Source organism: Paenibacillus sp. UNC217MF, assembly GCF_000686865.1.
Classification (GTDB): Bacteria; Bacillota; Bacilli; order Paenibacillales; family Paenibacillaceae; genus Paenibacillus_B; species Paenibacillus_B suaedae.
Genome location: NZ_JMLT01000020.1, coordinates 68,601 through 82,559 on the forward strand (window position 1 = coordinate 68,601; position 13,959 = coordinate 82,559).

Sequence of the window (13,959 nt, forward strand, 5' to 3'; positions counted from 1 at the left end):
CCTCCTTAGTGCTTAAAGTGACGTACGCCAGTCATCACCATGGAAATACCATGCTTATTTGCCACTTCAATGGATTCGCTGTCTCGAACTGAGCCTCCTGGCTGTATCACTGCCGTAATTCCAGCTTCTGCTGCCAAGGCCAGCGTATCTCCCATTGGGAAGAACGCATCGGATGCAAGTACAGCGCCGCGCGCCTTCTCACCGGCTTGTTCGATTGCGATGCGAGCTGCACCTACCCGGTTCATCTGTCCGGCACCTACACCAACCGTCATTCCATCCTTCACAAGGACAATCGCATTCGACTTCACATGCTTCACGACATTCCATCCGAACAACAGCTGTTCCATCTCCTCAGAGGATGGTTCACGTTCTGTTGCGACCTGTACACTGTCTGCTTTCAAGGAATGTAAATCAAGATCCTGCACAAGCACGCCACCATCCACTGTCGTCAGCTGCCGTGATGATACCCGCTCGTCTGGGGATGGAATTGTCCCTGTTTTCATCAGACGGATATTCTTCTTCTGTGCAAGCACCTCAAGCGCTTCTTCTGTAAAGCTAGGAGCGATGACAATTTCTAAAAATATTTCATGCAGCAAACGGGCTGTATCGCCATCGATTTCTCGGTTAGAGGCAACGATTCCGCCGAATATCGACGTTGGATCAGACTCATATGCCTTCTCATAAGCTTCCAGAACCGTAGCACCGATCCCTACGCCGCATGGATTCATATGCTTCACTGCAGCCACCGCAGGTGTACGGAACTCACTAACGATCGCAAGCGCCGCATTGGCATCGTTAATATTGTTGTAGGACAGCTCCTTGCCATGCAATTGCTCAGCTGTTGTAATACTGCCTGCGCCCGCCAATGGTCGGCGATAGAAGGCCGCATCCTGATGCGGATTCTCCCCGTAGCGAAGCGGCTGTGCCAGTTCATACGTCACACTCAGTCGCTCCGGCCATTGCTCACCAACCTGCTCAGTCAAATATTCCGCAATGATGGAATCATAAGCTGCCGTATGGCGGAATACCTTTGCCGCAAGACGACGACGAGTCTCGATTGTCGTATCTCTACTGGCGCGAACTTCTGCGAGGACAGTCTCATAGTCCGCTGCATCGACGACAACCGTGACATCTGCATGATTTTTGGCAGCGGAGCGCAGCATTGTCGGGCCACCGATATCTATATTCTCAATCGCATCCTCATAGGACACGCCTTGCTTTGCGATCGTCTGCTGGAATGGATAGAGATTCACAATGACAAGATCAATCGTAGACAAGCCAAGCTCATCCAGCTGCTCCATATGAGCTGGATTGCCGCGCATCGCCAGCAGCCCGCTATGAACGGCGGGATGCAGCGTCTTGACCCGACCATCTAAAATTTCCGGGAACCCCGTCACATCCGATATCCCTGTAACCGGCACTTGCTCCTGCTCCAGCAAAGTTTTCGTTCCACCCGTGGAAATAATCTGCACACCCGCTTCCGTCAAGCTGCGCGCAAATGCAACTACGCCCGTCTTATCGGATACACTGATCAATGCTCTTTGAATCGCCATGTTGTCCTCTCCCCTGCTAAACTTTGGCATTTTAATTAAATATCATTGTAATGCGTTACCGTATGGAAGTCTATATTATGGCTCCCTGTTAAAAACGAACCTTATCTACCCGTCAGAATCTTCTACGCAAATATCTCAAATATCGATCAGAGCCCATCGTCTCAGTCTCGTCTCGCCAACTACTATTTCGCAATAGCGGCAGAAACATGTCCCTGTGCAGTGGAAAAACTGATAAAATGTCTTTCAAATAGTGGACACAATGTTGCAATAGAGATACCTTTCCCCAAACCTTAACCAACACAATATATAGATGAAATGACACTTAAACTTCTACATGTAGACATATCTTCATCTGCAGCAATATAACCCTCTGTGTCCACATTAGCGTGGACATTTTCCCAATTTGTCCTCGAAGGAGATACAAATATGTTGTGCAGGCATTCTTGTATAATCATCGGTAGCATCAAAAAAATTAGCTGATTGCAAGAAGCTCCGCAGAGAGGAGATTCTGCACCACTTGCGGGTACAGTTCGTGCTCAGCTTGCTGGATACGCGCTGACAAAGTATCTTCCGTATCATTAGGCAGGATGGCAACAACCTGCTGCGCCAATATTGGCCCTGTATCCATCCCTTCATCAACAAGATGTACCGTCACTCCCGTCACCTTCACGCCGTAATCCAATGCTTGGCGTACCGCGTGCATGCCCGGAAATGCTGGCAGAAGCGAAGGATGGATATTGACCATGCGTCCTTCATAAGCTCGCAGCAATACGGGGGTTACAAGGCGCATATACCCTGCCAGCACAACCCAGTCAATGCGTTGCTTGTGCAGCAAGCGGAGAACGTCCTGCTCATAATCCTCACGAGAAGTATATTTCTTCGGTTCAAATATGGCAGTCTGCACGCCGGCTTGCTTCGCACGCTCAATGACGCGCGCATTAGGCTTGTCGCATACGAGTAGGGCGATGTCAGCTTTCAGACGCTGCCCGCAAGCAGCCGCATCGACAAGCGCTTGAAAGTTCGAACCCGATCCAGAAGCAAACACGACAATGCGTGGGAGATGCTGCTCTTTAGGCTTCTCTTTAGGCTGCTCTTTAGGCTGCTCTTTAGGCTGCTCTTTAGGCTCCGATTTGGCACTAACTTCGACTCTAGCTTCTACGTTACTGAGCGAGTTTGCATTTAAGCACGGAGATGCATCAGCGGACGTACCACTACCATACATCTTGCTTGGATCATTAGTTGGCATCTCCATTGTACGCTTGCCTCCATGCAAACCTTCCTGCTTACCATCATGCTTACCTCCATACAAACCTTCCTGCTTACCTTCATGCATATTTTCAGGCATACTTTCTGGCACATCCTCGTTCCATTCCGATTGCCGCATTACAAGCCTACCCCCGGGATGTGAACTTGACGGCTTCCTTCCGTAACTCTTCCAATGCGATATACAGCCTCGCCGCTTTGTTCCAGACTGCGGATTGCGGTATTCGCTTCCTCTTCCCCAACAACGATCACCATGCCGATTCCCATATTGAACGTCGTGAATAATTCAGAAGCGGTAAGCTTGCCAATTTCCTTGCACCAAGTGAACACAGGATGAATCGGCCATGCCCCATACTCAATCTCAACAGACGTACCTTCAGGAAGCACACGCGGAATATTCTCTAAGAATCCCCCACCTGTAATATGAGCCGCACCCTTCACATTCACTTGCTTCATCAGTTCAAGCATGGAGCACACATAAATGCGTGTCGGCGTAAGTAGTACCTCTCCAAGTGTACTGCTGCCATCAGGTGCTACATCCGTCAAACTCAGTCCGCCTTGTTCAAGCAACAACTTGCGGACGAGTGAGAAGCCATTGCTGTGCAGTCCACTCGAAGCAAGACCCAGCACAACATCGCCAGGGCGAATCGATTCACCAGTAATGATTCGGCTCTTATCTACGACACCTACGCTGAAGCCAGCAATATCGTACTCATCTGCCGAATACATACCTGGCATTTCAGCCGTTTCACCACCGATTAGAGCGCAGCCCGACTGTGCGCAGCCTTCCGCAATACCGCTCACAATCGCTTCAATTTGCTCTGGAACGACCTTCCCGCAGGCCAAGTAATCAAGGAAGAATAACGGTTCTGCACCTTGGACGACAATATCATTCACACACATCGCCACAGCATCAATGCCGATCGTGTCATGCTTATCAAGCGCGAACGCCAGCTTCAGCTTCGTTCCCACTCCGTCCGTACCTGATACAAGAACCGGTTCTTTGTAACGCTGAATATCCAGTTGGAACAAAGCTCCGAATCCACCCAAATCGGTTAGCACTCCTGGCGTAAATGTGCGGCGCACATGCTTCTTCATTCGTTCGACCGCTTCATTCCCCGCCGCAATATCGACACCCGCTTGTTTGTAGGCTTCTGACATGATCGTGCGTCTCCTCTCTCCCTGTAAGCAGGACAGGAATGCATCCTGCATTCCCGTCCGTCATCGTTAATGTGAAATGAATGAAATCTTGAAATCTCGAATTATTCAAAATGTATATGTTACGAATCTCGGCCCAGCAGGCGACATCCCACAGCCCGAGCGATCACTTGGCAATCATTTAGAAATTCATTTAGAAATTCATTTAGAAATCACTTCGCAATCACTTCGCAATCACTTCGCAATCACTTCGCAATCACTTCGCAATCACATTTGCAATCATTTAGATATCAATTTGCAATCGCTAAAAATCACTTGACAGCCTCTCACACTCAACAGCCACAGCCTGAGCGTTCATTGCCCGTCCCCGCTGCTGCAGGGTCTGTATATAGATTCGTTGGATAGTCCTTATCGAAGCAGGCTAAGCACAGCCCTCCGTTGGACTCCTTCGCAAATGCCCCACCAATTGCACCAATCATGCCGTCTTGGCTCAGAAAAGCAAGGGAGTCCGCCCCCACCAGTTCACACATCTCTTCCACCGTGTGCGATGACGCGATCAAGTCCTCGCTGTTCGGCGTATCGATTCCGTAGAAGCACGGATGCTTGAACGGTGGCGAAGCGATGCGCAGATGAACCTCCAAAGCCCCCGCTTCGCGCAGCATGCGCACAATTCGGCGTGATGTCGTGCCCCGCACGACCGAATCATCGATTAGAACGACCCGTTTGCCCTCTACGACACTGCGCACCGCACTCAGCTTCATCTTCACACCCTGCTCGCGCAATGCTTGGCTCGGCTGAATAAACGTCCGGCCCGTATACTTACTCTTAATCAAGCCCATCTCATAGGGAATTCCCGTCAGCTCTGCGTACCCAATAGCAGCCGATATACTAGAATCCGGCACACCACTTACGATATCCGCCTCTACGAACGATTCCCTCGCAAGCTGCATGCCCATTTGTTTGCGTGCAGTATGCAGATTGACATCATGCAGCTGGCTATCTGGCCTTGAGAAGTAGATGAACTCCATCGCGCATAATGTGCGGCGTTGTAGCGGTGCGAACCGTTCCGAACGATGACCGAGCGCATCTACGATGAGCAGTTCCCCCGGCTCCAAGGAACGAACTAATTCCGCACCAACCGCTTCAAGTGCACATGTCTCCGAGGCAAATACATAACTGTCGCCTAGCCTGCCAAGCACAAGCGGCCGGAGGCCATTCGGATCGGATGCGGCAAGCAGCTTGTCGTTCGTCATAATGAGGAAGGCAAAGCCCCCAACCAGCTCACGAAGCGCCTCCTTGGCCGCACGAACGACGTCGTGCTCCGAGCGAGCGATAAGATGCGCAATCACCTCGGTATCACTCGTCGTCTGGAAAATAGAACCCTTCTTCTCCAACTCGCGGCGAATTGCAGGAGCGTTGACGATATTCCCGTTCGTCGCAACTGCAAGATCCCCATCGCGCGTCTTGAAGACGAGTGGCTGCGCGTTTGCCAGCCGGCTGTCGCCGGACGTCGAATAACGTACATGGCCGATCGCCCGATCACCGCGCATATCTTGCAATCGCTCGGCATCGAACACTTCCTTCACAAGCCCCATTGCACGATGATAGTGGAAGGATTGACCGTCGGACGTACACATGCCTGCACTTTCCTCGCCACGATGTTGCAGCGTGTGCAGCCCGTAATACACCATCGAAGCCGCCTCTTCATAACCAAACACACCGAATACTCCGCATTCTTCCTTCAAGCGGTCAAATGGCCCATCCTTGCCGCTGCCCTCATTGTAGTAAGCCCCTGTTACTTCATGAGACATGGAATCGCATCCTTCCATACCTGTTCTGCTTGTTGCCAAGGCATATTCAAAGCATCCGTTCCATCTACCCGAACGTGGATCTGTTCACCTCCGACTGTACCGATGCCCTCTACCGGAACTCCTGCTTCCGCGCAGCGAGCCTTCACTTCTTCCAACTGCTCAGCACGTACCGACAGCAGGATACGGGATTGGCTCTCGCTGAACAGTGCGATATCCGTACGCAGTCCTTCTGTGCTTAGATCAAGCGTCGCACCGATATGACCGCTGATGCAGCTCTCCGCAAGCGCAGCCGCGAGACCTCCGTCCGATACATCATGTGCCGACTGCACTAGTCCTGCTTGAATCAGGCTCAACACGGTCTTCAGCAAGCTTGATTCTGCATTCAGATCGAGCTGTGGAGGACGACCTTCTACCGAGCCGTGTACAATGGCTTGGAATTCACTTCCGCCAAGCTCTGCCTTCGTACGGCCCAGAAGCAGTACTGCATCTCCCGCCTGCTTGAAGGCTTGTGTCGTAATGTACTGCGTATCATGAACGAGACCGACCATGCCAACGACTGGCGTTGGATAGATGGCTCCCTTTGCATTTTCGTTATACAAGCTTACGTTCCCACCGATAACCGGCGTATTCATCACACGGCATGCTTCAGCCATGCCATCAACAGCCTGCTCCATCTGCCAGAAGTTCTCCGGCTTCTCCGGATTGCCGAAGTTCAAGTTATCCGTAATTGCCAACGGCTCAGCACCGGAGCATACAATATTGCGCGCTGCCTCACAGACCGCAATGCGGCCTCCCATGAATGGATCAAGCATCACATAACGGCCATTGCAATCCGTCGTCATCGCGAGCGCTTTGTTCGTTCCGCGCACAAGCACAACTGCCGCATCCGAGCCTGGTGCCACTGCTGTGCTCGTGCGAACCATCGTGTCGTACTGGCGATATACCCATTCCTTGCTTGCCACAGATGGTGAGCCAAGCACCTTCAATAGCGCTCCGTTCAGTGCTTCAACCCCGCTTACTTCTGGGTAAGCCGTTGTGTCCACGGAAGCGTTAGCCTCATAATAAGCAGGTACAGCAGAAGGCTTATTATAAATCGGACATTCATCCACAAGTCCGTTAACCGGCATATCGCCGACAACCTCGCCACCATACAGCAGGCGCAGGCGCCCATCGTCTGTAACGCGGCCAACCTTGCGGCAAATAACGCCCCAACGTTCAAAGATTTCCATCGCAATTGGCTCGTTATGCTCTTCAATAACGAACAGCATGCGTTCCTGCGATTCGGACAGCATCATTTCATAAGGTGTCATGCCAAATTCACGCTGCGGCACCTCGTTCAAGTCGAGCTCAAGCCCGTTGCCTGCCTTGCTCGCCATCTCCGCGCTCGAACAAGTTAGACCAGCCGCCCCCATATCCTGAATCCCGATCACGATGCCGGAAGCTATCAGTTCCAAGCATGACTCCATAACCAGCTTCTCCATGAACGGGTCGCCTACTTGTACCGCCGGACGCTTCGCTTCCGATTGCTCTGTCAGCTCCTCCGATGCGAATGTCGCACCATGAATGCCATCGCGTCCTGTCGGTGGCCCAACATAATACACAGGATTGCCGATTCCGCTCGCCACGCCCTTCTGGATATCTTTGTGGTCGATCAGCCCAACGCACATCGCGTTAACGAGCGGATTGCCTGCATAGCTGTCATCGAAGACGACCTCGCCGCCCACCGTCGGAATGCCGATGCAGTTGCCATAGCCAGCAATGCCTGATACAACATGCTCGAATAAATACTTCACCCGCTCATCCTGCAAGCTGCCGAAGCGCAGTGAATTCAGCATAGCAACCGGACGCGCGCCCATCGAGAAAATATCGCGAATAATACCGCCTACTCCCGTAGCCGCACCTTGAAACGGTTCGATGGCAGAGGGATGGTTATGGCTCTCGATTTTGAATACAACCGCTTGTTCGTCCCCAATGTCGACAATGCCCGCTCCTTCGCCCGGACCAACCAGTACACGGTCGCCTGAAGTCGGGAATCGCTTGAGCAGCGGCTTCGAGTTTTTATAAGCACAATGCTCAGACCACATGACACTGAACACACCGATTTCGGTATAATTCGGCTTCCGGCCGAGCAGCTCGCATATGCGTGCATACTCATCTTCCGTTACGCCCATTGTCCGGTACAGCTTCTGCTCCTCAATCTGCTCAGCAGTCGGTTCCTGCTTCATATGGCGAAGTCCTTCAGCAAGGGATTGTTCCTTCTGCTTCGCGCTGCGTGCTGCCGCCTGTTCTTGTTCCATCGTATTAGTGAGCGTTGACTGCATGTTGTTCCCTCCAAGCTTGTAAAATGGATGTAAACAAGCGAACGCCATCCGCTGAGCCCAGCAGTTCGCTAACCGCACGCTCGGGATGAGGCATCATGCCGAGCACGTTGCCAGCCTCGTTGCAGATACCAGCTATATGTTCAAGTGAACCGTTCGGGTTCTGCTCATACGTAAATACAATTTGATTGCCTTGCTTCAGCTTCGCCAGCGTTGCCTCATCGCAATAATAGTTGCCCTCGCCATGCGCGATTGGGATGTTCAGAATGTCGCCCTCGACATAATCCCGTGTGAACGGCAAATCTGCACGAGTTACTCGAATCGGGGCAGCGTGACACCGGAACTTCAGCCCTTCGTTTCTCCGCAGTGTCCCTGGAAGCAATCCCGCTTCCGTCAAAATTTGAAATCCGTTGCATATCCCAAGCACATAAGTGCCTGTCTCAGCAGCCTTAGCGACCGCCTTCATAACAGGAGCGAATCTGGCAATCGCTCCACTGCGCAAATAATCACCATACGAGAAGCCACCTGGAATGACGATAAGGTCATATCCGGTTACATCCTGCTCCGTATGCCATACCCGATCCACTTCGACATTCAGCGTATCTTGTATGGCATGGACACAATCTAGGTCACAATTCGATCCGGGAAATACGAGCACCGCTGCCTTCATCGCCTATTCCTCCAACTCGTACCGATAGTCTTCAACGACTGGATTCGCCAGCAGCTTCTCGCACATTTGCTCCACCTGCGCCGACGCCTGCTCGCGATCTTCCGTGTTGATATTGAACTCCATATATTTGCCGATGCGCACTTGCTCCACACCGCTGTATCCCATCGTGTGCACCGCCTGCTCCACTGCAGCCCCTTGCGGATCCAATACGCCTGCCTTAGTCGTTACGAAAACCTTCACCTTCATCCCTTTTTCCTCCCCATCAGTCCATACTGTCATGAAATTTGAACAAGTCTACAAAACTGTAATGAATACGATTCATAAAACAACGACCAAACTAGTCAGCGTTGGACGATCCTCCATAAAACTAGAACATTCAACAAAACGTTAAAACATTTATAAAACGGAAGATCATTCAGGCCATGCTTGCTCTGTAATGCGCTCATACAGCTCGATATAGCGGCGGCGCGTAGCTTCTACTACCTGCTCCGGCAGCACTGGCGGCGTCCCACATTTATCCCAACCGCTTGCAGCCAAGTAGCGTCTTACTGGTTCCTTATCCAAGCTATCGATATCCTGATCCAGCACATACTGATCGACCGACCAGAAGCGCGATGAATCCGGGGTGAACAACTCATCAATGAGTACAAGTTCTCCGTCAATAGTTCCAAATTCAAATTTGCAATCGGCGAGCAAAATGCCCTTGGATGCGCATATTCCAGCCGCATACGTATACAGCTCGATGCTGACCTGACGCAGCTGCTGCGCAAGATCTGCTCCCAAATCCTCGCACATAACCGCAAACGGCACATCTTCATCATGTCCCTCATCATGCTTGCGGGACGGTGTAAAAATCGGCTCCGGCAGCTTCTCATTCATGCGGAGGCCAGCAGGAAGCTCAATTCCGTTGACAGATTGGTTGGCCGTATACTGCCTCCAACCGCCGCCGGTAATATAGCCTCTTACGACGCATTCAAAGTCAATGCGCTTTGCTCGGCGAGCAATTGTCATTCGATCTTGTAGGGAACTTAATATTGCGGATAAATCCTGGGGTTCGAGATGTTCATCTCGGCGATTCAAGCTTTCTGTATTTCGCTCAGCTTGATGCAAAGCCGTGTCATGCCGTTGTATTTCTGGATGTGATTCTGGGTGTGTATTCTGGTGTTGGTCTTGGTGAGAATTCTCGCTGTCCTGATGTGAATCATGACAACAATGCATATCATTAGCTGAATGTATGCTGCTACGGTATTGCTCCAATCGCTTCTCCTGAGTCTGCTTCAGAAGCCCTTTATCGAATGGAACCACATGGTTCGCAATGACATGCTTCGTCTGCTCGAACCAGAATTGGCTCAGCCTGTTCAATACCTCTCCTTTGCCGGGAACCTCCGGCTTCAATACGGCGTCGAATGCAGAGATTCGATCCGATACAACAATTAATAAATGGTCTGGGTCCAGTTCATACAGCTCGCGCACTTTCCCACGATGGAGAAGCGGCAGCGGAACGATGTCAGTCTCAGTCGCAAATTGAGTGTTTGTAGACATCTCCTGTGCTCCTTTCGGCATTACGCCCATTTAGTCAAAAGCGCGTGTTCAAATCAACCCGCCCACATTATCTGCGGATAGAATCGAACAACCTTTAAAAGGAACCCTCCCATATATCGCACCCGTTGCAGCAGTCTCTTCCGATCGTGGTTGGAGGGAAGAAAGAGACCGCCTGCATTCGGCCGTCAGGGCGACAGCCTACGGGAGCTGCCTACACGTCATCATAGGGGGACGAGTAGGAATCAAGCTCATCATTCAATTGTGTACTAGGTAATGTTAGCTCGCTAGGGATGCAAGTGCCGGCTGCCAGTCGTACAGGTCACGACTAGTTCAAGGCAGCTTGGAAGTTTGCTACTCACCACACTGCAATTTCGCGCTAACCAGCAACCTTGCTGCTAACCGCTACTATCTGCTTCTTCCTGCTCCAAGCCTTAATCAAGCAAGCCCACTTGGCGGAAGATCGTATCTACATTTTTCAAATGCCATGCAGGATTGAACGCATCCGCGATCTCTTCCGCACTAAGAACAGCCGTAATCTCAGGTGTGTTCTCAATAATGTCGCGGAAGCTGCGCTGCTCTTCCCATGCCTGCATCGCACGAGGCTGTACCGTGTCATAAGCCTGTTCACGCGCCCAGCCCTTGTCGATCAGCTTCGTCATGACGCGGCCGGAGAACGGAACATCGAAAGTGCGCTGCATGTTGCGCTTCATATTCTCTGGGAACACCGTCAAGTTCTTCACGATGTTCATGAAGCGGTTCAGCATGTAGTTCAACAGCATCGTCGCATCCGGCAGGATGATACGCTCTACCGAGCTGTGCGAAATATCGCGCTCATGCCAGAGCGGCACATCCTCATAAGCGGTCAGCATATATCCGCGCATTACGCGGGACAAGCCGGAAATATTCTCGCAGCCAATCGGATTGCGCTTGTGCGGCATTGCCGATGAGCCCTTCTGGCCCTTCGCAAATGCTTCTTCCACTTCGCGGAACTCACTCTTCTGCAAGGCGCGAATCTCAGTAGCGAACTTATCAAGCGATGTCGCGATAAGCGCAAGCGATGCCATGTACTCCGCATGACGGTCACGCTGCAGCGTCTGCGTCGAAATCGGTGCTGGCTTCGTACCAAGCTTCGCGCATACGAACTTCTCTACAGATGGGTCAATATTCGCATATGTCCCAACTGCACCGGACATTTTGCCGAACTCGACGCCTTCCGCTGCGCGACGGAAACGCTCTAAATTACGGAGCATTTCTGCATACCATAGTGCCATCTTCAGTCCGAATGTTGTCGGTTCTGCATGCACACCGTGCGTACGACCCATCATTGGCGTATCTTTATATTCAAGTGCTTTATTTTTCAAAATCTCGATGAAATTCAGCAAGTCGCGATCTATAATCTCATTCGCCTGCTTCATCAAATAGCCAAGCGCCGTATCCACGACGTCCGTTGACGTTAAGCCGTAGTGAACCCATTTCCGCTCTTCGCCCAGCGTCTCAGATACTGCGCGAGTGAAGGCGATCACGTCGTGGCGCGTTTCTGCCTCAATCTCATAGATCCGTTCGATATCGAAGCTTGCATGCTCGCGGAGCTTCTTCACGTCTTCATGCGGGATGACGCCAAGATCAGCCCATGCTTCACACGCACACAACTCCACCTCAAGCCAAGCCTTAAATTTATTTTCTTCCGTCCAAATCGCCCGCATCTCCGGGCGCGAATACCGTTCAATCATCGTTTGCATTCCTCCACAAGTCCGTTAAATTCATCCATTCGAGCGCAGTAGCGATGTCCGGCCCTAGTATGTTAATATGCCCCATCTTGCGCTTCGTCTTCGCTTCCGACTTGCCGTACCAGTGCAGCTTCGGCGTCACGCCAAGGCGGCTGGCTGCCGGATCGTCAGCACGGAACCATTGTACCATGTCCAAAGCGTCTTCGCCGAGCAAGTTCACCATAACGACAGGGGTATGGAGCTCCGTACTGCCAAGCGGCAAGTTGCATATCGCGCGAAGATGCTGCTCGAACTGCGAAGTGCGGCAGGCATCCATCGTGTAGTGTCCCGAATTGTGCGGGCGTGGTGCAAGCTCGTTCACAAGCAGGCGGCCGTCAGCGGTCAGAAACATCTCAACAGCAATGAGGCCAACGACGTCCAGCGCCTCGGCAATACGGCGCGCAAGCCGCTTTGCTTCGTCCTGGATATGCTGCGGAATGCGTGCAGGCACAATGGACATATGCAGAATATGATGCCGATGAATGTTTTCCGCAACTGGGAACACAGCGATCTCGCCGCGCGGGCTGCGCGCTGCAATGACGGACAGCTCCAGCTCGAAAGGAATGAATTCCTCCAGCACGAGCTCCGAGGTGAGAGCGGCGAGCGCCTCATAAGCCCCTTCCGCTTCGTCTGGGTGGCGAATGATACGCTGGCCCTTGCCATCGTATCCGCCGATTGCTGTCTTCAGCACACCTGCCCCGCCGAACGCTTCCAGCCTCTGTTGAATCTCAGCAGCGGAAGCTACGGCTGCATATGGCGCCACCGGTACGTTCGCGGCGTTGAGAGCTTCCTTCTCCCGCAAGCGATGCTGCGTAATGCGCAGCAGATGGCTGCCCTGCGGCGCGTAAGCTTCCCGCTCCAATCGCTCCACCACTTCGGCCGATACATTCTCGAACTCGTATGTGACAACATCCGCGCGCTGGCCTAACTCGTGTGCAGCGTCAGCATCGTCATAAGCGGCTGTAATCAACTCGGCAGCAGCGCCACATGGCGCGTTCTGCGCTGGATCGAGCGCTGTGAAGCGATAGCCCATGCGCACGCCTTCAAGCGCCAGCATGCGGCCCAATTGGCCGCCGCCCAGCACGCCAATCGTTGCACCGGGAACAAGCACCGGTGCGTCCACCCGGCTCGGGCGCTCTTGCGGCAGCGTGCGGCCGTTCACAGGCGCGCTCATTCGAGCGCCCCCGTGTCCTGCACCTGCTGCCGAACAGCTTCCCTGCGCGCCGCGATGCGCGCGCGCAGCACTTCATCGTGCATGCCGAGCATCTGCACGGCCAGCAGCCCGGCGTTCGTCGCACCCGCCGGCCCAATCGCGACGGTCGCCACGGGTACGCCCGCCGGCATCTGCACGATGGACAGAAGCGAGTCCATCCCGTTCAGATGCGATGACTTCACCGGCACGCCGATAACCGGCAGTACCGTCTTCGCCGCTACCATGCCCGGCAGATGCGCAGCACCGCCTGCTCCGGCAATAATGACACGGATTCCTCTTGCCTCCGCCGTCTCGGCATAGCGGAACATCTCGTCTGGCGTACGGTGTGCGGACACTACCTGTTTCTCATAAGCAACGCCCAGCTCCTCCAGCACTTCGCACGCCTTCTTCATCGTATCCCAATCGGACTTGCTTCCCATAATGACGCCTACTACCGGCACAATGCCTTGTTCGTGACTCGCTGTGTTCACCATCGCAATCCCCCGCTTTCGACAATGTCCAACCTGACCACTACTACATAACAAAAAAACGTTCAGGAGTTCCCCCTGAACGTATCATCGACTAAGTATACGGAATGAGCAAACAAGCGGATTTCTTCCGCTCTGGGCAGAATGATCAGGCTCCCATCAAGCCCCGACATCTGTCGGCGACGTGAAAAAGCGAGA

At 52.7% G+C, this 13,959-nt stretch carries 11 protein-coding genes; all 11 read right to left on the reverse strand.

Going from position 1 to position 13,959, the window contains the following annotated elements; genetic code table 11:
* Nucleotides 1-5 precede the first annotated feature (5 nt).
* The 11 genes from purH to purE all read right to left on the reverse strand — a co-directional run bounded on the left by purH (nt 6) and on the right by purE (nt 13,737).
* Complete coding sequence (gene purH, locus BP95_RS0112440) at nt 6-1,553, reverse strand: bifunctional phosphoribosylaminoimidazolecarboxamide formyltransferase/IMP cyclohydrolase (protein WP_028532341.1); 1,548 nt, start codon at nt 1,551-1,553, stop codon at nt 6-8.
* Nucleotides 1,554-2,025: 472 nt separating this feature from the next.
* Nucleotides 2,026-2,604, reverse strand: a complete 579-nt coding sequence (purN, locus tag BP95_RS30245; RefSeq protein ID WP_036591715.1) for a phosphoribosylglycinamide formyltransferase — start codon at nt 2,602-2,604, stop codon at nt 2,026-2,028.
* A 332-nt stretch (nt 2,605-2,936) separates the two neighbouring features.
* The gene (purM, locus tag BP95_RS0112450) at nt 2,937-3,977 is read right to left on the reverse strand and encodes a phosphoribosylformylglycinamidine cyclo-ligase (RefSeq protein WP_028532342.1); all 1,041 of its coding nucleotides are present in this window, start codon (nt 3,975-3,977) and stop codon (nt 2,937-2,939) included.
* 329 nt (nt 3,978-4,306) lie between these two features.
* Nucleotides 4,307-5,785 (reverse strand): amidophosphoribosyltransferase, encoded by a 1,479-nt coding sequence (purF, locus tag BP95_RS0112455; protein ID WP_028532343.1) that lies wholly within the window; start codon nt 5,783-5,785, stop codon nt 4,307-4,309.
* The gene (gene purL, locus BP95_RS0112460) at nt 5,770-8,010 is read right to left on the reverse strand and encodes a phosphoribosylformylglycinamidine synthase subunit PurL (RefSeq protein ID WP_028532344.1); all 2,241 of its coding nucleotides are present in this window, start codon (nt 8,008-8,010) and stop codon (nt 5,770-5,772) included. Before purL ends, purF begins: the two co-directional genes overlap by 16 nt.
* Nucleotides 8,011-8,086: 76 nt before the next feature.
* Nucleotides 8,087-8,773, reverse strand: a complete 687-nt coding sequence (gene purQ, locus BP95_RS0112465; protein ID WP_028532345.1) for a phosphoribosylformylglycinamidine synthase subunit PurQ — start codon at nt 8,771-8,773, stop codon at nt 8,087-8,089.
* Nucleotides 8,774-8,776: 3 nt separating this feature from the next.
* A complete protein-coding gene (gene purS, locus BP95_RS0112470; RefSeq protein ID WP_021254988.1) occupies nt 8,777-9,019 on the reverse strand; it encodes a phosphoribosylformylglycinamidine synthase subunit PurS in 243 nt (80 codons plus the stop codon).
* Between the two features lie 165 nt (nt 9,020-9,184).
* Nucleotides 9,185-10,315 (reverse strand): phosphoribosylaminoimidazolesuccinocarboxamide synthase, encoded by a 1,131-nt coding sequence (locus BP95_RS0112475; RefSeq protein ID WP_028532346.1) that lies wholly within the window; start codon nt 10,313-10,315, stop codon nt 9,185-9,187.
* 431 nt (nt 10,316-10,746) lie between these two features.
* On the reverse strand, nt 10,747-12,045 hold the full coding sequence (gene purB / locus BP95_RS0112480; protein ID WP_021254990.1) for an adenylosuccinate lyase: 1,299 nt from the start codon (nt 12,043-12,045) through the stop codon (nt 10,747-10,749).
* The gene (gene purK, locus BP95_RS0112485) at nt 12,038-13,255 is read right to left on the reverse strand and encodes a 5-(carboxyamino)imidazole ribonucleotide synthase (protein WP_021254991.1); all 1,218 of its coding nucleotides are present in this window, start codon (nt 13,253-13,255) and stop codon (nt 12,038-12,040) included. Before purK ends, purB begins: the two co-directional genes overlap by 8 nt.
* Entirely contained in the window at nt 13,252-13,737 is a 486-nt protein-coding gene (gene purE / locus BP95_RS0112490) for a 5-(carboxyamino)imidazole ribonucleotide mutase (RefSeq protein WP_028532348.1), read from the reverse strand. Before purE ends, purK begins: the two co-directional genes overlap by 4 nt.
* Nucleotides 13,738-13,959: the final 222 nt, after the last annotated feature.